The following is a 20,834-nucleotide window of genomic DNA, read 5'->3' as shown; positions in this document are numbered from 1 at the left end:
TGATATAAATCATGTATGTGATAATTTATAAATGATTCACAAATGTACCTTTTATCGTGATTTTTAAGATTTTTTGTCCTAGCATAGAGCCGAAGCTCATAGCTGGTAATTCAAGCCGTACAGTGAATTTACTTTGGATGCATTTAACACTATTTCATGAAGATCCCATTCGCGAAAGGTTTGCGGTTAATTGTTGGAAATACAAGACTATTGGTAGTGCTTATCGGGTTTTCTATGGGATATAATCGAAGTTAAGTTATGAGAGGTAAGTATAAATTTGAATTGGCAAGCTTTAGTCGATAATCGACAACGATTTTTTTGGGTACTACAGATTTCTGGTTGGATAGGTTATGCACTAGTCAACTATATAGGCTCAAAGGTATTTGAAATGCGAGACATCTATGTTTTTGTCATCGTACTCAATGCTTATGCTGGCTGTTTGATGACGGTACCTCTTAGATATCTTTATCGACGGGTTTGGAATGCGAAGCCATGGGTGTTGATATTTGTTGTATTTAGCGTGTCTTATATCACTGGTACTTTGTGGTCAGTGGTCCAAAAATACAATTTATGGGAAATATACCGACACGGTTACCGGCCAGATGAATGGTTTTACTATCTTCAACAGGGCTTGGATTCGGTATACATTGTTTTATGTTGGAGTGGTCTATATTTTGGGATCAAATATTACCAACTATTACAAAGCGAGCGTCAAAAAGCACTCAAAGCAAATACAATGGCCCATGAAGCTCAATTAAAAATGCTGCGCTACCAGCTCAACCCTCACTTTCTATTTAATACGCTGAATGCGATTTCAACACTCATTTTGGTAGAGGAAAATAAAGACGCAAACCAGATGGTGTCGAGGTTGAGTGACTTTTTGCGTTATACGTTAAATACAGACCCAATTAAAAAAGTTCCGTTGGAGCAGGAACTTCATGCGCTTAAGTTGTATCTAGAAATAGAGAAGGTGCGTTTTGATGAGCGACTCGCTATTGAACTAGATGTCACTGAGCAAGCAAAGCATGCATTAGTGCCCAGCTTAATATTGCAACCGTTGATCGAGAACTCGATTAAATATGCCATCGCACATATGGACGAGGGTGGGAAAATCGAAATTAAAGCGCAAGTTTTCGCCAATGAACTATTGTTAGAAGTTGGTGACAATGGCCCTGGCGCAGAGTTGTCCGATGGTCAGTTGACTAATGCTGGTGGTGTTGGTATTGCCAATACACAAGACAGATTAAAAACACTGTATGAGAATAATTACTCATTTGTGTTATCAAATAATACGCCTTCAGGACTGAAGGCAAATATACGGGTTCCGTTTGAAAAGGCCGAGAAGTGAAGTAATGAGCAAGATTAAAACGATAATTGTTGATGATGAGCCACTAGCGAGAAAAGGCTTGGCTGTCAGATTGAGAGAATTTGAAGAAATAGAAGTTATCGAACTTTGTAACAGTGGACAAAAAGCCATAGATATTTGTCAGCAACAGGATATTGATTTGGTCTTTTTAGATATCCAAATGCCTGGCTTAAATGGTTTCGAGGTTGCGCGGATTTTAAGTGAAAGTGTTAAGCCTTTACCTGCCATTGTCTTTGTCACAGCGTTCGATCACTATGCAGTTAAGGCGTTTGAAATCCACGCTCTGGATTACATCCTTAAACCAGTAGATGACAACAGACTAAAACAGGCGATTGAAAAAGTGCAAAGCTATTTAAAGAACCAACAAGATAACGCCCACAAGAAAAAGCTCGCGAGCTTTGTTGCAGGGATCACAGGCAATAATTGTGAAGAAATACTTAAGAAACTAGCCACAGGCGACGCTATTGAAGATAAAAAGTTTCCTGAGTCATTAGCTGTAAAAGAGCAGGGTGAAATTATTCGCGTGTCGACAGCGACAATCCAGTGGATTGATGCAGCAGGTGATTACATGTGTCTTCACTGTGCAGATGGTCAGACGCATATTCTGCGCAAAACAATGAAAGAGCTGGAACAAGAGCTTGATCCAAAGTTATTTGTACGAGTTCACCGTTCAGCTATCGTAAACACAGGCCAGATTAGTAAGCTAGTTACACAAAGTAGCGGCGAGTATTTATTGGTTTTGGATAACGGTCAAGAGTTGAAAGTAAGCCGCAGCTATAGAGATAAAGTTAAGTCTGCACTGGCGAGCTAATAGGTAGCACTTAAAATCGTTTTGTCTGGAGCTCTGGTAAAAAAAGCCCAACTGATTGAGTCGGGCTTAGTTGTACTAGTGATTTAACGATTATACGGTGACAATTTTCAATGTATTGGTTGCACCAATGGTTTCCATTAAGTCACCGTGAGTAAGAATAACTGTATCGCCTCTCTCAAGTGCGCCGCTCTCAACAAGTGTATTTAGTGCATCTTTAACCAGCGAATCTGCTGTGCAGCTTGTTGAGTCAAAATACACCGGATATACACCGCGATATAGAGCCGTTTGGCCTAGTGTGTTAGCGTGACGAGAAAGTGAAAAGATTGGCAATCCCGAGCTGATCCTAGACATAAGTTTTGAAGTGTTGCCTGACTCAGTGAGGGCAACAATGGCTTTGACTGAATCTAAGTGGTTAGCGGCATACATGGCAGACAAAGCAAGAGTTTCAGACGTGTCTGCAAACATGCTGTCTAGTCTGTGCTTAGAAATGTGAGTCTCAGGTTGTGATTCTGCACCTAAACAAACACGTGCCATGGTCGCAACTGTTTCTTCAGGGTAATCTCCAGCAGCTGTCTCGGCTGAAAGCATTACAGCATCAGTGCCATCAAGGACTGCGTTTGCAACGTCCATAACTTCTGCACGTGTTGGCATTGGGTTGTCAATCATTGACTCCATCATTTGTGTAGCAGTAACAACTGTTCTGTTTAATGAACGAGCGCGGCTAATAATTTGTTTCTGCTTGCCAACAAGTGCAGCATCGCCAATTTCAACACCTAGATCACCACGCGCAACCATCACAGCATCAGATGCTAATACGATGTCGTCAATTGCTTCTACTGTTTCTACAGCTTCAGCACGTTCAATTTTTGCAAGTAATTGAGCATTCGAGCCCGCCTTTTCAGCAAGGCCTCTAACGTATCGCATATCGTCGCCGCTGCGAGGGAAAGATACTGCAATATAGTCAACGCCAATTTCTGTCGCGGTGATTAAATCTTCTTTATCTTTGTCAGTAAAAGCTGGAGCGGTTAGTCCACCACCTAGGCGGTTGATACCTTTATTGTTAGATAAGATACCGCCAACGGTGACAGTACAAATAACTTTTTTGCCAACAACTTCGTCAACTGTAAGTTGGATAAGGCCATCATTTAGAAGTAACAGGTCACCTGTATGAACGTCTTGAGGTAGTTCTTTATAGTCAATACCTACTGAGTCAATGGTGCCTTCACCTAAACCAAGTTCTGCGTCTAACGTGAACTTTGCACCTACAACTAGGTCAACTTTGCCTTCTGCAAAAGTAGACACTCGAATTTTTGGACCTTGCAAGTCTGCAAGAATAGATACATGTGTATCCAATTTTTTAGCGATTTCTCGAACAGCTTCTGCTCTGTCTTTGTGATCTTGCGCTACACCGTGGGAAAAGTTTAGTCGTACTACATTAGCACCGGCGCGAATGATTTTTTCTAAATTATTATCTCTATCTGTAGCTGGTCCCAATGTGGCAACTATTTTTGTGCGTCTTAGCATCAGATTCTCCTGTAGGCTGTTCTTGCTAGCATCTTTCTTTATCAAAAAAGTGGTTAAATAGTGGTCTTTCAAAGCCTAATTAAGTAAATATTCTCAGATAATTACGCTTTTATGTAAAGTTTTGCCCCTAAACCCTTTTTCATACACAAATTAAATTATATGATCTGTATGACGTGATTATGACACCGGTGTCAGTGGTCGTCAATCCAAGAGTGAAATTAAGATTGGATTTAACACCTTGACTGATAATGTATTTAACCTGTGTGTAAAGCAATCTTTTGCTTGTGTTAAACGACGTTATGAGTAAAAAGTACTAAACTTCAGTTTATTTGGTGCTTGAGGTGGCCCGAGCAGAATATTATTGATTGCTCAGGTATAATGTAGCGGACATCGTGTAGACGAATTTAAGTGTGGTTGTTACCGAGGAGGAAACTTAATGCAAGTTGCATTAGTTGGTTTAGGTGTAATGGGCAAAAACCTTGCACTAAACTTAATTGAGAAAGGTATGACGTTAGTCGCCTATGATAAAAACCCAGACGCAGGTGCTGAATTACTAAGTTGTGCACAGTCTTTGGGTGTAGAAGAGCGTCTCCATATCGTATCGGATCTCGGTGATATGGTAAGAAGGCTAGAGCCTCCTCGTTCGGTATTATTATTAGTACCTGCAGGCGAGCTTGTAGATGCTGTTTGCAATGAATTGATTGAAGCCGGCGTGTCAAAAGGCGACATCATTGTTGATTGTGGAAATAGTAACTACAAAGATGGTATTGCACGGAAACTTAAATACCAAAATAAATTTGAATTTGCCACTATGGGTATATCAGGCGGCGCAGAAGGTGCTAGACATGGCCCAGCAATGATGGCCAGCGGTTCTGAAGGTGGCTGGGAGCGCCTAGTGCCTTGGTTCGAAAAAGTAGCTGCAAGCTACAATAGTGAATCTTGTTTTGCGCGTGTTGGTCAATCTGCTAGCGGCCATTTTGTTAAAATGGTACACAATGGCATTGAATATGCGCTGATGCAATTAATCGCGGAAGTTTATCATTTACTTCGCATTGGTACTGGTCGTTCTCCTAAAGAAGTTGCTGAGATCTTTGAATCTTGGTCTGAAGGTGAATTAAACAGCTACTTATTATCGATTTCTCGTCATATTTTGAGTCTCGAAGATAGCAATCAGACGCCATTGGTTGACCTAATTGACAATAAAGTAGGTGCTAAAGGCACAGGTCTTTGGACTGCACAAAATGCACTCGAGCTAGGTATCGCGGTACCATCGTTGGTTGCAGCGGTACAAGCCCGTCACCTTACCAATACAATTAGTACGCTAGCTGCAAAAGAAATGACATACCAAGCGAAAGAAACGCAAAAGATTGATATCGATTTGGAAGAGCTCAAATCGGCGTTCTACTTTGCAAGCTTGCTGTGTTATCGCCAAGGTCTTGCACTGATCAAAGGCGCTTCGCGCTCGCATCAGTGGAAAGTGGATCTTGCTAAAACGTTACAAACATGGCGAGCAGGCTGCATTATTCGTGCAGATTATCTAGATGATATCGCCAAAGGCGTTGATTTTATCGACACCTTAGAGAATGAAGCAAAAGCGCTGCGCAGCATAACAGGTCAAGCAATTCAAACTGGTCTTGCATTCCCTGTGCTTGCTTCAACACAAACTTATATCGCTACGCTAAGTACACCTAGTAACGGACACCTTGTTCAGGCACAACGTGATTACTTTGGTGAACACGGAATTAAGACACACAGTGGTGAAACTTCTCACCTAACTGATTTGGTTGATCTACCTGAAAAGGTACGTTAACAGAAAAAGAAAAGGCCACACATTGTGGCCTTTTTTATTGTTTAGCGAGTTAGTTCGCCCCGCAAGTTATCTTGCATTAGGTGGCGTATCGTTTCTAATTCTAACTCTTGGCTAAAGAGATAATGTAGTTTGGTTAAGCATGCTTCTAACGTCATATCATAGCCGCTAATCACACCACAGTTCAGCAGTGCATTTCCTGTAGCATAACCACCCATATTAACCTGACCTTGAATACATTGTGTTAGATTGACAATGACAACACCACGATCTGATGCTGATTTCAAAGTACTCAAAATATCGTCTTGTTGCGGTGCATTGCCTACGCCAAAACTAAGTAAAATAAGTGCTTTTACATCATCTGACAAAACATTATCAACCATAGCTGCGCTTATCCCAGGGTAGAGGTGCAATACAGCTATTTGCTGGGATTGAATAGAGGTTACGTCCAGCTCTTGGTCAACATAAGGGCTCAGCTTGCCTTCTTGTAGTTGGATATTGATACCAACTTGCGCTAAAGGCGCCAAATTAGGAGAAGCGAATGCGTCAAAACCATCTGCATGTGCTTTAAGTGCGCGATTGCCGCGGAATAGTTTATTGTTAAAAAACAAGCTCACTTCAGCAATAGGGTAGTTGGCAGCTAAATACATAGCATTTAGCAGATTTACTTGACCATCAGATCGCAATTGAGAAAGTGGAATTTGAGAGCCTGTAACAATGACAGGCTTGGTTAAGTTTTCGAACATGAAAGATAAGGCGGATGCCGTGTACGCCATGGTGTCAGTACCATGCAACACAACGAAGCCATCATAGTCATTGTATTTTGCTTTAATATCTTCAGCTATAAGCTGCCAATGCTGTGGCGACATATCTGAAGAATCGATGAGCGGACAATATTCGTGAATATCGAACAGCGGCATTTCTTCACGCGTGAATTCGGCGTTATTTTTTACTGTTTCTGTCAAATAACCGGCAACGGGCACATAGCCTTTGCTCGATTGCTTCATCCCAATGGTGCCGCCAGTATAGGCAATGTAGATTTTTTTTCTTTTCATAAAAAAGCCCAGATACGAATCTGGGCTTAGTATACCAACTGCAGCATCACATTGCAGTTTATTCATTAACCTTATGGTATTGAATTATTGTGCCACATCACACATGGTGCACACGCTATATAGACTATTTGGGTCATTATATAGTTCAATCATGTTGGCACTTTGCTGAACTTTATATATTAAGTTACCAATACTTTGCTGCGACACTTTTTGTAATGTATCTGTTTGAGATGTCGTAGGCAGTAAAGATTGAGTGACTTTTGCACCAAAGATTTGTTGCATTAAGCGTTCTTTATCGGTCAGAGTCTGCTCAACATTAATGACGTCATAGTGCTCAAGGCTCGCAAGTGCAGCAGCTGATTCAATGGCTTGTTCTTTTGTACCTAGCTTGTCAATCAGGCCAAACTCCAATGCTTGAGGGGCTAACCAAACGCGACCCTGAGCAACTTCATTGACATCTTCTTTATTCAAGTTTCTAGCTTCAGAAATAACAGAGAGGAATTTGTCATACGCATCTTCGACACCCATTTGAATGATGTCGGCGTACTGAGGGTCGATACCACGTGAAATTGAAGAAGATTTAAGCTCTGTGGTTGCCACGCCATCTGAATACACCCCAAGCTCTTTTAAAGAGTTTTCGAATGTAAAGATAGTGCCAAAGATACCAATTGAACCTGTGATAGTACTGGGAGATGCCCAAATTTCATTCGCCGATGCAGCTATCCAGTAGCCACCAGAAGCAGCAACAGAGCCCATAGATGCAACAATTGGTTTGCCAGCTGCTTTAATCGCCAACACTTCATTGCGGATCTGCTCTGAAGCGAATACGCTACCACCGCCTGAGTCAATACGTAGTACAACAGCTTTAACATTTTCGTCAATGCGTGCTTTTCGTAGTAAAGCAGCTGTGGAGTCTCCTCCAATCACGCCTGCTTTGCGCTTACCGTCAACAATATGGCCTTTGGCTACAACTACAGCAACTTTATCCGAGAGCGGGTTTGGAATGGCTTGGAAACTTGTAATTGAAGCCAAGTATTCGCTGTACTTAACTTGCTTGTATTTATTGCCTTTGTTCTGAGTACCAACCAACTGAACGAGTTTATCATTGAACTCTTGATCAGTCTCAAGCGCGTCAACCCAACCATATTTCATCGCAAATTGCGCTGAATCACCTGAAACTGAAGCCATTTTCTCGCCAAGCTGGGTTAGGGTTTCGTCAAAATTGTCCGTGTTAAACGGACGTCTTGCTGCAACATCTTCTTTATATTGCTCCCAAAGGCTTGATAGCCATAGCTTGTTAGCTTCTTTTGCAGCGTCAGACATATCATTTCGGATAAAAGGTTCAACTGCTGACTTGTATGTGCCAACACGGAAAATGTGTTGAGTAACTTGTAATTTTTCTAGCGCATCTTTGAAGTACATTGGATAGGTTCCAAAACCTTTAATACTTACACCGCCATACGGATGCATGGAGACTTCATTGGCTGTAGACGCTAAATAATACTGAGTCTGAGTGAAGTAGGGACCGTGAGCATATACAGGTTTGCCTGATGCTTTAAACGCTTCGATAGCAGTTGTGATATCACGCAGCTTATCTAGGTGACCGTGATATAAGTTTCTTAGATCTAGATGAATCGCCTTAATACGATTATCGCGGGATGCGTTGTTAATGACTTTAATTACATCGTCAACAAGTATTTCCATCGGTTTTTCTTTTGAACCGAATGTGTCATCCAATGCGGCATCAATTGGATCAACATAGGTCAGTTGCTCTACCAGCTTACCCGATAGGTTTAGCCTTAACACGCTATCCTGAGGGACGAGGATTTCCTCTTCAGATGTCATCATAGCCACGACGAGGCCAATGATAAGTACAACAAATACCAAGTTTACAAGTAGCCTGCGTGAGAAGTTCAACGCATGCCATAAGCCTTTAAATAGTTTTGCGATCAGCTTCAATGTTATTCCTCTGGTTCTAGTACCGAAATGCTCTCATTAGTATCATAACTTAGTTGTGCAATGAGTGTTAACTATAAAACGTAACTAAGTATTACTTCGTTCACTTTAGTCGCAAAATACCATAAATATTATAAATTTATCCGGTTTTGAATAAATAATTTGTGCTTTTTACTTGCCAAAATCTATAAATTGGTTAATGTTCACAGGTAAGACCAGTTACATTGGGGCGAGCAATGTTAGAACAAAAACTACAACTTAAAAATTCTGAGCTACGTAACCGCTTGGTAATGGGATCAATGCACACGGGGTTAGAAGAGGGTTGGCATAATCGCAAAAGACTAAGAGCGTTTTATGAGCAAAGGGCAAAAGGGGGCGTCGGATTGATCATAACTGGCGGATATAGCCCTAATATTCGAGGAAAGTTGACACCTATTGCGTCTTCCTTTAACTCCCGCTATGACGTGATTAAGCACAAAGCGTATACTGAGGCAGTCCACCAGCATCAAGGGAAAATTTGCCTACAATTGTTACATGCTGGCCGATACGCTTACCATCCGTTTAATGTCGGCCCGAGTCAACTAAAAGCGCCGATCAACCCGTACACTCCAAAATCTATGTCCATTGGCATGATTAAAAGCACTGTAAAAGATTTTGCAAAGTCAGCTTACATGGCAGAGAAAGCAGGCTACGATGGTGTTGAGATCATGGGCTCCGAGGGATACTTGATTAACGAATTTATGGCGCCGCATACTAATCATCGCAATGATGAATATGGTGGTACACTCGAAAATCGCATGCGTTTAGCGATTGAGATAGTAAAAGCAGTAAGAGCGCGTGTATCAGCTCAATTTATCATTGTATTTCGGTTATCAGTGATGGACTTAGTACCGAATGGGTCAACCAGTGAGGAAGTCACAGTGCAGGCTCAGGCACTTGAAGCTGCTGGTGTGGATATACTCAATACGGGTATCGGTTGGCATGAAGCACGAGTACCAACCATTGCTAGTATGGTTCCGCCGGGCGCGTTTAGAGAGGCGTCTAAACGACTCAAAGATGTCGTCGATATCCCTGTGGTCGCGGTGAATCGAATTAATACCCCTGAACTTGCTAACAATATCTTGGATAATGGCGAAGCCGATTTAATATCCATGGCAAGGCCATTGTTGGCAGATCCGGACTTTTTTAACAAATATGCTGAAAACAAATCCGAGCAAATCAACATTTGTATAGGTTGCAACCAAGGCTGCCTTGATCACGTTTTTAAAGGTAAACGTGCAACGTGTCTAGTAAACCCACAGGCTGGGTTTGAGTTGGATTATCCATTAGATAAAACACAAAAAGCTAAAAATGTGTTAGTTGTGGGAGCGGGCCCCGCAGGATTATCAGTTAGCTGTTATTTAGCCAAAAAAGGTCACAACGTCACCCTCATTGATAAAAACGAACATGCCGGTGGCCAATTCAATCTGGCTATGCGGATCCCGGGAAAAGAAGACTTTAAGCTGGCACTCAAATATTTTTTAAACGAAGTAGAGCGGCTGGGCGTCAAGATGGAATTAGGGCAAGCTTATAACGATGATATGGCGACCAACTTTGATGATGTTGTGTTTGCAACAGGTGTGAGTCCGCGTATGTCAAAAATTGAATGTAGTGATGGCAAACGTGTTTTGGCATACGATGAAGTGATCCGCAAAGAGGTCCAACTTGGCGATAAAATTGCTATTCTAGGTGCTGGTGGGATTGGTTTTGATATGGTCGCCTTTTTAACCGAGCCAGAAAACCAGTCTATCGACGACTTTAAGGGTCAATGGGGCATTGAGCAAGACGTTGTACCATCGTCAGAGAAGCGAAAAATATATATGCTAAAACGAAGCGCTGGACGGTTCGGTTCAGGATTAGGAAAAACGACAGGTTGGATCCATAGAGCAGTTGCCAAACATCACCAAGTGGAGCAAATCGCTGGTTGCGAATATGTATCTTTTTCCAATGCTGGGTTGGTAGTTAAAATTGACGGCAAAGAGCAAACGCTTGACGTGGATACAGTAATTGCATGCATTGGTCAAACGTCTAATGAAAACCATTTTGACCGAGAGGGCCTTCCAAGTAATCATCACGTGATTGGCGGCGCGTTGCTGGCAAGTGCCATAGATGCTAAGCGCGCTATTTATGAAGCGCTGCAAGTCGCTAGAAAGATATAAAATACAATAGACTGAATAAATCGGCGCCAAAGCGCCGATTTTTTTATGCTGCAATAAAACTTCACGTGGTTCGGTCTACACTGTATGAATACTATCAAAGGTGTAAATCGTTCTATGATTAATAAAATTCAATCCATTTATCAAACTAGCATTGAAAAGGTCGATATTATGAGTGGCTTGGCACCACTTCTAATAAGGCTAATTGTTGCGCCTGTTATGATCATTGCAGGATACAACAAGCTGAATTTAAGTAAAGCAGACGCAGGTTTTTTCGAAAGTTTAATGGCAGATGAAAACGTTGTTGCGTGGTTTGGTAACCCTGACTGGGGACTGGGTTTACCATTTCCTGATTTTCTCGCATTTTTAGCTGGTTGGACTGAGTTTTTGGGTGGCTGGCTTATTTTACTCGGGCTGTTAACGCGTTTAGTATCCATTCCCTTAATGGTGACTATGTTCATTGCAGCGACGCAAGTCCATTGGCACAACGGCTGGTTTTCGGTCGCACCAGCTAATCCAGATACCAGTGCCGCTCAGGTCTTTGCGTGGTTAGGGAGTGAGACTGCTCAACAAAGCTTAGAAAATAGCCTTGAAGTATCTGAGCGTCTTGAGCGTATCAAGTCTATTGTATCTTCCCATGGATTTCCTGAGTATCTCTATGAAAAAGGTAACATAGTGATTTTAAACAACGGAATAGAATTTGCGGCTATCTATTTTGTAATGTTTTTAAGTTTATTTTTTACCGGAGGAGGACGCTTCTTTAGCGTTGATTACTGGATAGCGAAAAGGCTTTCGGCAAAGACCTAAAAAATATCAGGGAAAGTGCTAAACTTTCCCTGACACTTCACGTTACAATAATAAGTGTTTGTTTATTATTAAGGAATTTATATGGATGCCATCGAGCTTTTGCTGACACGTCAATCTGACAGCAATTTATCCTTTCCAGGTCCGAACGAATCTCAACTAGAAATCATAAAAAAAGCAGCGTTAAAAGTACCTGATCATGGCGGGCTTGCACCATGGAAGTTTATCGTTGTTAATGAAGATGCCCGTGACAAATTGGGGGAAATCTATTACAACGCAGCAGTCGAAGAGCAGCAAAATGAGCGCACCGTCTCGCGCGCTAAAGAATTGCCTCATCGTGCTCCTATGTTAATTATTGCAATCTCTCCTCACCAAGAACACCCGAAAGTTCCCCGTGTTGAACAAATTGAAAGTGCAGCATGTGCGTGTTTTGCAATGCAACAGGCCGCGTTTGCACAGCATCTGTCAGGTGTTTGGAGAACAGGTTATTTTGCACAGAGCCCGGCCGTGAAACGCGAGCTTGGTTTAAATGAAAAAGACGAAATAGTCGGCTATTTATATTTAGGTACTCCTACGGTTCAGTGTACTAAACCGGTTCGTCACGAACCAAACACATTTTTTACAGAGTTATAAATTACTTACGAGGCAACCTATGGCACTACATGTTGTTGAGCACCCATTATTACAACACAAAATTGGCTTATTGAGAGAACATGGCATCTCAACTAAAAAGTTTCGCGAGTTGGTCTCGGAAGTTGGCAATTTGCTAACTTATGAAGCGACAAGAGATTTACCAACAGAGACTACAACGATAAAAAGTTGGACGGGTGATGATTTAGATGTGCAAGAGATCAAAGGCAAAAAAATCACGCTAGTGCCTATTCTAAGAGCTGGCCTGGGTATGTTAGATGGCGTCATGCAGTTATTGCCAGCTGCGAAAATCAGTGTTGTCGGATTGCAGAGAAATGAAGAAACACTTGAGCCAGTATCATATTTCGAAAAATTAGTAGGTAATTTAGAATCGAGAAGAGCATTAGTCGTCGATCCCATGTTAGCAACAGGCGGCTCATTAATTGCGACAATTGATTTGCTCAAAAAGTCCGGTTGTAAAAACATTACGGCCATTGTTTTAGTCGCAGCACCAGAAGGGGTTGCAGCTGTTGAAAAGGCTCACCCAGACGTAGACGTGTATACAGCGGCCCTTGATAGTCACCTCAACGAAAATGGCTACATTGTGCCAGGTCTAGGTGATGCTGGTGATAAAATATTTGGCACTCAGGCCTAAGACTCTTTGGCTGACAAACCAATGTTTGTCAGCCTTGATAGATAAACCCCGTTGTCAAATTTGTCTAGGTTGAACAACTTTTTTGTTAAAAACCCACCAACAACTCCAGAAAAATCCGGTTAATCCAATTGCAGTGTAAATAGCTGGCTTTGGGTTTTCGAGGGTACTAATTGACCCTGCATAAGCTGCAATTAAAGCATACGGCAAGGTGCTGATCAGCCAATACGAAATAAAATGTTTAAATGGCATTTTAATCATTCCAGCCATGCATGCGGAGATTTCAGGCAAGATAGGTGTTGCTCTGGAAAGTAGGATAACCACTGGACCTCGTTTTTGAAATAGTGCAATTGCATCAGCTCGCTCAGCAGGATTCGTTACGAGTTTATCAAAGAGCTTATTGCCGTATTTGTAACTGATGGCGTAGCCTGTTATGCCTGCGAGTAATAATCCCACAATAGCACTGATGCCACCAATGATTGCCCCAAGGAAATAGCCAGCTAATAAAATGAGGGTAAGCGTCGGTATAGCAATAAACAAATCTAAAAAAAGCAAACCAATCACTGTGAATGCCACCAGATATACATTGAGTTGACTAGCTGTATTTAGCCAGGTTTTAATCTCATCAATACCGAGTAATCCACTCACTTTAAGCACAAAAAAAGTCGAGGCAAAGAAACAAAACAATATCAACATGATTTTTAAAAGGGGCTTCATAACAATGACTCCATCAAGTGAATTATGGGTAACTTATTGAGATTGAAATAGGCCTTTGTATGTCTGCAAGAGTGAGTTTTGCATCGTTAAATTTTGGCGGGCCACGCCAGCTAATTTTGGCTCCATTTGAAAACCCAAGACCTTCCGATGGGATAATCCCAGTCCAATTTTTAGAAGTCTTTTGCGAGTTGTCTTCATCATGTAAAACCTTGATAGCGAACTCTGGTTTGGTGGTTGTAAACTCGACAAGTAATGATGCTTCGGTAGGGCTATGGAACTGCGTTTGCACCGCTTTGTCATGTTTGACTGGGAACCCTTCTTTTTCAAATAACATCACCATAATTTGTCCGGGGCGATTGGTATCAATGTCAGTTATTTTTATCTGTACGTTGCTTGCAGCTACGCTTTTAGTTGCCATTAACATTATTCCTAAAGTGCTTAATTTAATTAAGGTGTGCATCATGATTAAGATCCTTTTAACAGGCGCTTGGCTAGTGCTGGGGTGAGGGCATTCAACACGCGTAGAAGCTTTATTTTACCGATATCATGCTGAGATTTTTGACGCTTCAAACCATCAATAATGGCTCTGGCCGCTGCCTCAGCAGATATTTTGTTGTCTCCTCTACCTTGGGTCATAGGAGTATCCACAAGTGGAATAAATGCCTGCAATACTTTGATATTTGTGTGTTCTAACTGGTAGTTTAAACTTTGTGAAAACAGATTAATGGCTGCTTTTGACGCGCAGTAAACGGATGCACTTTTTTTCGCAACAAAAGACAAGCCAGAGTTTATGTTTAAGATCGCAGCAGTGGGGCCGCTCTCGTTTAGCGCAGGTATAAGCAGATAAGAAAGCGAACATACAGCTGTGAAGTTGATATTGATCTCTCGTACAATTTGCTCATATTCGAAATTTGTGTCAGTAAAAAGGGGTTCGTTCTGGATAGCCGCATTATTAATTAAAACGTCTATCTTTGGAAACTCAGCCTGTATTCGTTCTGACAGCGATTTGTAGCAGTTGGGATCAGAGAGATCCGCTGCAACACATATCACATTTTTGTATCCTTTTTTTAATTGTTCGAGCCGATCACTATTTCGTGCAATGACAACAATTTTATTTTGTGCGTGCAATTGTTCTACAATTTGGCGGCCTATACCTGACGTGCCGCCTGTAATGACTATCACTTTATTGACTAAGTTCACGTATGTATCTCCAGTAGTGAATCTGGTTGATACTTTAAAAGTTCAAATGCATGGTGAGCATTAACCTATGTTAAAACTGACAATAAATTTTGGTGTTTATGACAATTTCGTAGAAGTTAGTAGGGCACTATTACGAGGAAAACAAGATCCCGTGGGCTGATCACTTCGTACCAACAAATAAAAAGGAGCTGAAATGGAATTGCAAAAATTTATTGAGACAAATGGCACCCTGATCCAAATTGAAAAAGGGGAGCAGGTCTTTGCTCAAGGTGAACTGTGTGATTATGTATACCTTGTTAAAACAGGTTTATTAAAAGCGTTCTACTTGACCGAGAATGGTAAAGAAACCATAAAGTCATTTGTTCAATCTGGCACAATCATTGGCAGCTTGAACGCCGCGCATTGCCACGTCCCAAGTACATTCAGTTTGCAAGCAATCGAAGCGTGTAAACTTATCCAAGTTCCATTTAAAGCGTTACTTACTTTGAGTAAAGAATCAATTTCGATTTCCCAAGAGCTCATCCAAATACTCTTGTCTTTATCACTTAAAAAAGAGCGCAGGGAATTCGAGTTACTCACTTTATCTGCAACGCAACGGTATGAAAATTTATGTAGCGCCGAACCTGAGCTTGTAAAAAACCTAACTCAGAATGATATAGCCAAGTACTTAGGGATAACACCTGTGGCATTGAGTAGAATTAAGAATAAGTAGCATACTAGTTAGCTCTTGCTTCTCATTTCCACTTTTAACCTTAATTTGCTTATTAATATTAAAATATATGGATGTACTTCTATTAGTTAAAATGTACATGTCACTAACTATTCGCTTTATAAGATATGGTTATCGAACTATTTTGAGCTAAAAGTTGACAGCTAACTTCGTATTTTTGAATGTTTTTTTCAGGATTCTAAATTTTGGCAAGGACATTATCAGCTTTTATTAACTGTAGCGTGTGCGTGTAATCATTAGCTATAACTTAATTTCGATTAAGTTATAATTAGCTTGTGTGGTAATGGGGATGTCATAGAATCTCATTATTATTCTTGCCATCGAATATGGAAAATTAAATTTTAGCTTGAGAAATACTTCAGTTGTTGTGTATGATCTTATCGCATTAAGCTCAAAGGTTAATTTCTTAACTCGATGGGCGAATGGCACCATTATAAGAAAAAAACAACTACTACCTAATAATTAAAGGAATAGAATTAATGTTTAAAAAAGTAATTACCGGTTTAATATTTGCTTTAGCTCTGCCAACTTTCCAAGCATCAGCCGCACAAAAAGATGACTACTCGACAAAAATTACACGTGTCTACATTAATTCATCTGATGAGCTGCTAATGAGAATTGACTCTAGCGATGAGTGGATGTTAATTGGTAAAGTGGGAAATAAGCGAGCTGAAATGATGTATTCAACAGCGCTTGCTGCTAAGTTATCGAATGCAGAAGTTTGGGTAAGGTACTGGGATCACACTGGCAGCAAATACAGTGACGTAAGAATTATTTCTATCCAAGGTTAAATTAAAGTAGCTGTTTGAATTTAATAATTGCTGCTTAAATACTCTACGTTTCGTGATGTATAATGAGCGGAAAGGTGCAAGTAGACTTGCCTTTAAACCTTACTTTAAACTGAAAGCACGGTTTTGATACCGTGCTTTTTTATTGTCTGAACCAACTGGCCCATAGGGTAAGAAAAAATAGAACCTATTTCATTAGACCTAAAAATTTTTGGTTTAAACTAGCTTTATGCACATTGATTATTTATACAGTTTTCATTCACCAAGGCTGAGGTAATTACCTAGCTTGTTTGACATGTCTAGACGATAGTATTTGGTAGGATTGAACTTTGAAAGGCTCAAAGTTAAAACTGAGTTCTTGTATAAAGACGATGATCAGTTCACATAGAGATTGGCGGTTGTCACAACTTTGATGCCGAACATATCAAAAGATGAGAAACCCAAAAAACTGCAATAAACATTCGTTCAAAGCTGGGGTCAGAGCGTATGGGGGAGTTACAGTTGCTCATGGGAAAACAATTGATTCTGAAGAAGCTGATTTAATTTTAATGAGGTCTGACTCTTTACTAAAAAAACTAGGCTTTTTGAGCGCGGTTTAAACATCCCGAAAAAGTGTCTGTCCTTTAATCTCATCTATCCATATATGCCATAGTGAAGCTCCTATCAGATTTGGGCGTCCTGAGTCGCTTGGTAGACCACTATTAACCAAAGCGTACCGTTTGTTTATGAACGAGCAACCGTTGTTTTAAATTTTCCTGTTATATTCTGGCTTCGTTGGTGTCCCAAGCAGGATTTAGACAATATGTTGGTACGTAATAATCATAGGTTTTTCTTTCAGTTCTTGGGTAAAAATGGAAAAGGAGCGTAAAAGTGCCTTTGCAATTTTACGGGTAATTTTATCTTGGCAACTAAACCGGTTAAAAATGAACTTCAGCTCTGTGTGACGCAATTGGAGGGTATTTTCGATCAATAGTACGCGCCTATCAGCGCTGGTTTAGAATATCAATGGCGCACTTCCTTTTAGAACATGGGGTTATAAAGTGTAATGGTGTTTGTCTTACTCCTAGCTAATAATCCTAGATGTATGGTAACTCGAGGGTAGTTATACATATTTACTCATGAGTATAACCGCATTACAAAATAAGGATAAGTGGACATGAAAAAGAAGTCGCACGATAATGAATTTACTTTCAATCTTGAGGGGCTTTCCAGCATTTCTTTCGTAGTTAAAGAGCATAAAGTCACCGAAGGGCAACCATATGACGGTGTTACTTGTGACGGCAGAACTATCACTGTAAAAGCCGGACGCCACAATTCAAGTGAGGTAGCTGTTTGGTTTAACGAAAGAATTAACATTGGAGGCATTGCTAAAACATACAGCAGCCACTCGCCATCAAGTCTTAACTTTGCTGTAACTGGCACCTTAGTATTCAACATGAAAAATGGTGTCACCTATACGTTTGATGACTTCGTTTTAGGTCAGGGCCATTATTCAGGTAACAATAACTGGTGGATTGGCTCTAAATACATGGTCGGCGTAACATGGACCAATGTAGATCAACAGTATGCAGTCAATTTAGTCTCAGACACTTTGAGCCTCGAAGCCGACATCATTACAGATGATCCAGTAGGTTCAGTCATCGATAGTGCTAAACTCATTGTTGATATTTTAAGTAATCGTCAAGTCGGCTCAGGCTCAATTGCGGCGCGAACAAGTGAATCAACAACTGCTGTCGAGTTATTCTTATTCCAGATGGACAATTCTGACACAGATATCAATATGACAGGTTTCTATAAACGGCCTTAAGTCTTGTCTTAAAAAAAAAGCCTGACGTTGAAGTAGTCAATACAAGGCTTTAATTCAGAGTAATATTTACCTTGTAAACAACTCCCAAATAACAGCGGGAACGGAGTATTTTATGGCATCTGTAAGCACAAAGAATTGGATGAGTACCCTGAGTAATAATTTAACATTAGATAAAATATCCATGCCAGGCACACATGATTCGGGTACTCAAAAAGCCCCGCCAGGAGGAGCTAGAACACAAAATTTTGATATTTCTACCCAGCTAAAAGATGGTATTCGTTTTCTCGATATCCGTGTAAAAACAAACGGAAACAAACAAGATCCACTAAATATTTATCATAGTTATTCAGATTGTGACCTTACATTTGGCACTGTCCTCAAAGAATGTAAGAGCTTTCTTTCAGAAAATACAGATGAAACCATCGTCATGTTAATCAATGCGGCAACAAGTGGTGTTAGACATGTACAGGAAAAGTTTAATTTTTATCTACAAGAAGACGCTTTTAAAAATTTATTTTACTTGGAGACTAAGATACCCACATTGCGTGAATCTCGAGGGAAAATCATCTTGTTTAGAAGGTTTTCAGGCAACCTTGGCATAGATTTATCCAAAGGTTGGAAAGATAATGCAACATTCACCCTAATCACACCAGAAGAACAAGTGTTTAGGATTGAGGATCAATATAAAGAGCACAATACGCATAAAAAAATGGCAGCTGTTCAATCTTCAATTAACAGCGCGGCTAATGCACCAGAGAATGGCGAAATGTATATTACTTACAATAGCATCGCATTTGCTTCACATACTCCTTATCAATATGCATGGGGGGGAGGAGCTGGTAAAGTGAGCCCCAAAATGAATCCCGGCCTAACAAAATATCTAAAAGATAAATGCCAAGGTAGCAGACTGGGCATTATTGTTTTCGATTTTTATAATAATGAAACTGGCAATATTGATAACGAAAATGTAAGACTTATTATCAATACAAATCATAATGTTAGTCTAAGTGGTATGGAAGCCACTTAGGAAATCAACAAAATGAGACAGACACAAATTCATAAGCGCTAGAGGCTTGTGACAAGTCTCATTTTAACTATCATAGGCTTTGAGCAAAGAACCAATTTGTTTTTCTCAAGAACACATCCAAGTACTCTTGTCTTTATCACTGAAAAAAAGGTGCGAAGAATTCGACATTCTCACTTTATTTGATGCAGCCGCGTATTCCCGAAGACAGGTGCGGATTTATCACAGGCTCCCAGCTAATCTTATCCAGACTTAATATCCACCCGGAAAAAAGTTATAGCTCACCACTAAGTTAACTATAGTGTTTAAAGAACCGAAGGGTAGGCCAACGCTAAGCAAACTAAAATATCTATGTTAACTGCTCTATCGATTAAAAAGCGGCAAAAGCACGCCCATGAGGCGGCATTAAATTTCACCAAAAATGCAGCCTAGTTAACATTTTAGCTTGTTGCGCTCACTGAACAAGTGCGTCCAAATGCTGGCTTAAAGCTTGCAGTGTTTATCATCAGACATAAGGAGATAAGTCATGATTTTAAACACTAACCCCCAACACGTATCAAACTACTCATCACAGTATTCATCAGCCAAAACGTTAAACACGGCTACGCCCTCAACACATGACACTCAAAATGCTCACTCTTCACAGATAAATCATGGTTGGGACACATTCACAAAGAAGGTAGAAGATGATCCTAAATTTGCAGAAGAAATGGCCGAAGCAATCACATTTATCCCCAATAAGATGATGGTCAACTTAAACGAAGCACCACCTCTTACAGATCCGGTTGCATTTAAAAATTGGGCCGATCGCTCAGTTGAATTTGATAAAGTTGCCGCGCAAGTGACAGAGCAGCGAATCGAAATATTTAATAGGATGAAGGGAGAAGGGGCATCAGATGCAGAGATATTTAAAGAAATTATCTCCTTTAACAAGTCTCTTCCAATGGACTATCAAGCTAAATCTGGGATGTTAAGTGTAGACCAATATGCATGAAGATATGGTATTGGGCCTTGTCAAAAGGCCCAAATATTTCATTAATCGTAATTAACGATTACTTGGCTTCTTTGTCCATATGCTGGGGGAGAAATTGCGCTGCCATTACCACGAACGCCGTAGGCGAAAATGAACTTTTTATTTGCGTCTAAACCAGCAAAGTTCGTTAATCTACCTGATTTGTTCGACGTAACATCGACGCACGCTGATGTTGAATTCCAACAAAGATATACAATCATACCGGGCGGAACTTTTGAAAAGCTCCAAGAATAATTCACAACATTTATCTTAGACCCGAAAGGTACAGAGCCCACCACAGGTAAATTTAATGTGTATAACAACCCTGAGTTTCTGATTGTTGGTGCTGTACCACTGCTTACCCAAGCGCCACCACTTATTGTGATTGGGCTTTCCACATTACTAGGTGGTATTTGCTCAGATGAAACAGAGATTGTCGGGGTGAGAAGTTCTTCTTGTTGTACTTCGGCACTGGAGATGCCAGTCCATAAAAGGACTGAAGAAGCCAAACAGGTCGTAAAGCATTTAGCGGTTTTTTTAAACATTTTCCTTTTCCTATTTTCCGTAAATTCGTTTAATTTTTATCAATCAGAGAAAGCTGTGTCAACATTATTGTATGCAATATATTATTTAGAGGTTGTTAAAGCATTACATATATAGCGGTCAAAAAGTGATTCACTAAAATTATAAGCAGAAAAGATTAAATGTTGAGTGCGTGTGTAAATGTGACTGAATGATCTCGATACAGCTTTAAAA

19 protein-coding genes are annotated in these 20,834 nt (G+C 40.4%); 12 read left to right on the top strand and 7 right to left on the bottom strand.

The window, feature by feature from the left end; all coding sequences use genetic code 11:
* Window positions 1-277: 277 nt before the first annotated feature.
* Window positions 278-1,348 (top strand): sensor histidine kinase, encoded by a 1,071-nt coding sequence (locus QNM18_RS00860; protein WP_211012200.1) that lies wholly within the window; start codon window positions 278-280, stop codon window positions 1,346-1,348.
* Between the two features lie 4 nt (window positions 1,349-1,352).
* The gene (locus tag QNM18_RS00855; protein ID WP_211012199.1) at window positions 1,353-2,177 is read left to right on the top strand and encodes a LytR/AlgR family response regulator transcription factor; all 825 of its coding nucleotides are present in this window, start codon (window positions 1,353-1,355) and stop codon (window positions 2,175-2,177) included.
* 90 nt (window positions 2,178-2,267) lie between these two features.
* Here QNM18_RS00855 and pyk read toward each other — a convergent pair whose 3' ends face one another.
* Complete coding sequence (pyk, locus tag QNM18_RS00850) at window positions 2,268-3,701, bottom strand: pyruvate kinase (RefSeq protein WP_211012198.1); 1,434 nt, start codon at window positions 3,699-3,701, stop codon at window positions 2,268-2,270.
* Window positions 3,702-4,137: 436 nt separating this feature from the next.
* On the opposite strand from pyk, the gene gndA reads away from it, so the two are divergent.
* Entirely contained in the window at window positions 4,138-5,511 is a 1,374-nt protein-coding gene (gndA, locus tag QNM18_RS00845) for an NADP-dependent phosphogluconate dehydrogenase (RefSeq protein ID WP_284136031.1), read from the top strand.
* 41 nt (window positions 5,512-5,552) lie between these two features.
* On the opposite strand, the gene ansA is transcribed toward gndA, so the two are convergent.
* Both ansA and sppA read right to left on the bottom strand, forming a co-directional pair.
* Entirely contained in the window at window positions 5,553-6,563 is a 1,011-nt protein-coding gene (ansA, locus tag QNM18_RS00840; RefSeq protein WP_036975831.1) for an asparaginase, read from the bottom strand.
* A gap of 84 nt (window positions 6,564-6,647) precedes the next feature.
* Window positions 6,648-8,516: a signal peptide peptidase SppA gene (sppA, locus tag QNM18_RS00835; protein WP_284136464.1), complete on the bottom strand. Its 1,869-nt coding sequence runs from the start codon at window positions 8,514-8,516 to the stop codon at window positions 6,648-6,650.
* Window positions 8,517-8,755: 239 nt separating this feature from the next.
* On the opposite strand from sppA, the gene QNM18_RS00830 reads away from it, so the two are divergent.
* From QNM18_RS00830 to upp, 4 genes are all read left to right on the top strand, one after another.
* Entirely contained in the window at window positions 8,756-10,717 is a 1,962-nt protein-coding gene (locus tag QNM18_RS00830) for an NADPH-dependent 2,4-dienoyl-CoA reductase (RefSeq protein ID WP_284136030.1), read from the top strand.
* A gap of 114 nt (window positions 10,718-10,831) precedes the next feature.
* The gene (locus QNM18_RS00825; RefSeq protein ID WP_284136029.1) at window positions 10,832-11,521 is read left to right on the top strand and encodes an HvfX family Cu-binding RiPP maturation protein; all 690 of its coding nucleotides are present in this window, start codon (window positions 10,832-10,834) and stop codon (window positions 11,519-11,521) included.
* Window positions 11,522-11,602: 81 nt separating this feature from the next.
* Window positions 11,603-12,151 (top strand): NAD(P)H nitroreductase, encoded by a 549-nt coding sequence (locus QNM18_RS00820; protein WP_284136028.1) that lies wholly within the window; start codon window positions 11,603-11,605, stop codon window positions 12,149-12,151.
* 19 nt (window positions 12,152-12,170) lie between these two features.
* Window positions 12,171-12,803 (top strand): uracil phosphoribosyltransferase, encoded by a 633-nt coding sequence (upp, locus tag QNM18_RS00815; protein WP_211012193.1) that lies wholly within the window; start codon window positions 12,171-12,173, stop codon window positions 12,801-12,803.
* Window positions 12,804-12,857: 54 nt separating this feature from the next.
* Here upp and QNM18_RS00810 read toward each other — a convergent pair whose 3' ends face one another.
* From QNM18_RS00810 to QNM18_RS00800, 3 genes are read right to left on the bottom strand one after another with little or no spacing between them, the layout of a single operon-like run.
* On the bottom strand, window positions 12,858-13,517 hold the full coding sequence (locus QNM18_RS00810) for a TVP38/TMEM64 family protein (protein WP_284136027.1): 660 nt from the start codon (window positions 13,515-13,517) through the stop codon (window positions 12,858-12,860).
* A gap of 22 nt (window positions 13,518-13,539) precedes the next feature.
* A complete protein-coding gene (locus tag QNM18_RS00805; RefSeq protein ID WP_284136026.1) occupies window positions 13,540-13,935 on the bottom strand; it encodes a DUF2141 domain-containing protein in 396 nt (131 codons plus the stop codon).
* A 47-nt stretch (window positions 13,936-13,982) separates the two neighbouring features.
* On the bottom strand, window positions 13,983-14,717 hold the full coding sequence (locus QNM18_RS00800; RefSeq protein WP_211012190.1) for an SDR family oxidoreductase: 735 nt from the start codon (window positions 14,715-14,717) through the stop codon (window positions 13,983-13,985).
* Between the two features lie 193 nt (window positions 14,718-14,910).
* On the opposite strand from QNM18_RS00800, the gene QNM18_RS00795 reads away from it, so the two are divergent.
* The 5 genes from QNM18_RS00795 (at window position 14,911) to QNM18_RS00775 (ending at window position 20,060) form a co-directional block, all read left to right on the top strand.
* Window positions 14,911-15,429, top strand: coding sequence for a Crp/Fnr family transcriptional regulator (locus tag QNM18_RS00795; protein ID WP_211012189.1), 519 nt, complete (start codon window positions 14,911-14,913; stop codon window positions 15,427-15,429).
* A 497-nt stretch (window positions 15,430-15,926) separates the two neighbouring features.
* Window positions 15,927-16,238: a hypothetical protein gene (locus QNM18_RS00790; RefSeq protein ID WP_211012188.1), complete on the top strand. Its 312-nt coding sequence runs from the start codon at window positions 15,927-15,929 to the stop codon at window positions 16,236-16,238.
* 1,153 nt (window positions 16,239-17,391) lie between these two features.
* Entirely contained in the window at window positions 17,392-18,042 is a 651-nt protein-coding gene (locus QNM18_RS00785) for a hypothetical protein (protein WP_211012187.1), read from the top strand.
* Between the two features lie 112 nt (window positions 18,043-18,154).
* Entirely contained in the window at window positions 18,155-19,069 is a 915-nt protein-coding gene (locus tag QNM18_RS00780; RefSeq protein ID WP_211012186.1) for a phosphatidylinositol-specific phospholipase C, read from the top strand.
* Between the two features lie 523 nt (window positions 19,070-19,592).
* Complete coding sequence (locus QNM18_RS00775) at window positions 19,593-20,060, top strand: hypothetical protein (RefSeq protein ID WP_284136025.1); 468 nt, start codon at window positions 19,593-19,595, stop codon at window positions 20,058-20,060.
* Between the two features lie 41 nt (window positions 20,061-20,101).
* On the opposite strand, the gene QNM18_RS00770 is transcribed toward QNM18_RS00775, so the two are convergent.
* Window positions 20,102-20,623: a flagellar protein FlhE gene (locus tag QNM18_RS00770; protein ID WP_284136024.1), complete on the bottom strand. Its 522-nt coding sequence runs from the start codon at window positions 20,621-20,623 to the stop codon at window positions 20,102-20,104.
* Window positions 20,624-20,834 lie beyond the last annotated feature (211 nt).

This window comes from Pseudoalteromonas obscura (assembly GCF_030135505.1).
GTDB lineage: Bacteria > Pseudomonadota > Gammaproteobacteria > Enterobacterales > Alteromonadaceae > Pseudoalteromonas > Pseudoalteromonas obscura.
Note: the sequence above shows the minus strand (reverse complement) of the source record. Positions and strands in the feature narration are given on the sequence as shown.

What these genes read in the sequence shown, in the direction of transcription:
- QNM18_RS00855 (WP_211012199.1), top strand. Translation starts at nt 1,353, where the DNA reads ATGAGCAAGATTAAAACGATAATTGTTGATGATGAGCCACTAGCGAGA.
- pyk (WP_211012198.1), bottom strand. Translation starts at nt 3,701, where the DNA reads ATGCTAAGACGCACAAAAATAGTTGCCACATTGGGACCAGCTACAGAT.
- gndA (WP_284136031.1), top strand. Translation starts at nt 4,138, where the DNA reads ATGCAAGTTGCATTAGTTGGTTTAGGTGTAATGGGCAAAAACCTTGCA.
- ansA (WP_036975831.1), bottom strand. Translation starts at nt 6,563, where the DNA reads ATGAAAAGAAAAAAAATCTACATTGCCTATACTGGCGGCACCATTGGG.
- QNM18_RS00830 (WP_284136030.1), top strand. Translation starts at nt 8,756, where the DNA reads ATGTTAGAACAAAAACTACAACTTAAAAATTCTGAGCTACGTAACCGC.
- QNM18_RS00825 (WP_284136029.1), top strand. Translation starts at nt 10,832, where the DNA reads ATGATTAATAAAATTCAATCCATTTATCAAACTAGCATTGAAAAGGTC.
- QNM18_RS00820 (WP_284136028.1), top strand. Translation starts at nt 11,603, where the DNA reads ATGGATGCCATCGAGCTTTTGCTGACACGTCAATCTGACAGCAATTTA.
- upp (WP_211012193.1), top strand. Translation starts at nt 12,171, where the DNA reads ATGGCACTACATGTTGTTGAGCACCCATTATTACAACACAAAATTGGC.
- QNM18_RS00810 (WP_284136027.1), bottom strand. Translation starts at nt 13,517, where the DNA reads ATGAAGCCCCTTTTAAAAATCATGTTGATATTGTTTTGTTTCTTTGCC.
- QNM18_RS00805 (WP_284136026.1), bottom strand. Translation starts at nt 13,935, where the DNA reads ATGGCAACTAAAAGCGTAGCTGCAAGCAACGTACAGATAAAAATAACT.
- QNM18_RS00795 (WP_211012189.1), top strand. Translation starts at nt 14,911, where the DNA reads ATGGAATTGCAAAAATTTATTGAGACAAATGGCACCCTGATCCAAATT.
- QNM18_RS00790 (WP_211012188.1), top strand. Translation starts at nt 15,927, where the DNA reads ATGTTTAAAAAAGTAATTACCGGTTTAATATTTGCTTTAGCTCTGCCA.
- QNM18_RS00785 (WP_211012187.1), top strand. Translation starts at nt 17,392, where the DNA reads ATGAAAAAGAAGTCGCACGATAATGAATTTACTTTCAATCTTGAGGGG.
- QNM18_RS00780 (WP_211012186.1), top strand. Translation starts at nt 18,155, where the DNA reads ATGGCATCTGTAAGCACAAAGAATTGGATGAGTACCCTGAGTAATAAT.
- QNM18_RS00775 (WP_284136025.1), top strand. Translation starts at nt 19,593, where the DNA reads ATGATTTTAAACACTAACCCCCAACACGTATCAAACTACTCATCACAG.
- QNM18_RS00770 (WP_284136024.1), bottom strand. Translation starts at nt 20,623, where the DNA reads ATGTTTAAAAAAACCGCTAAATGCTTTACGACCTGTTTGGCTTCTTCA.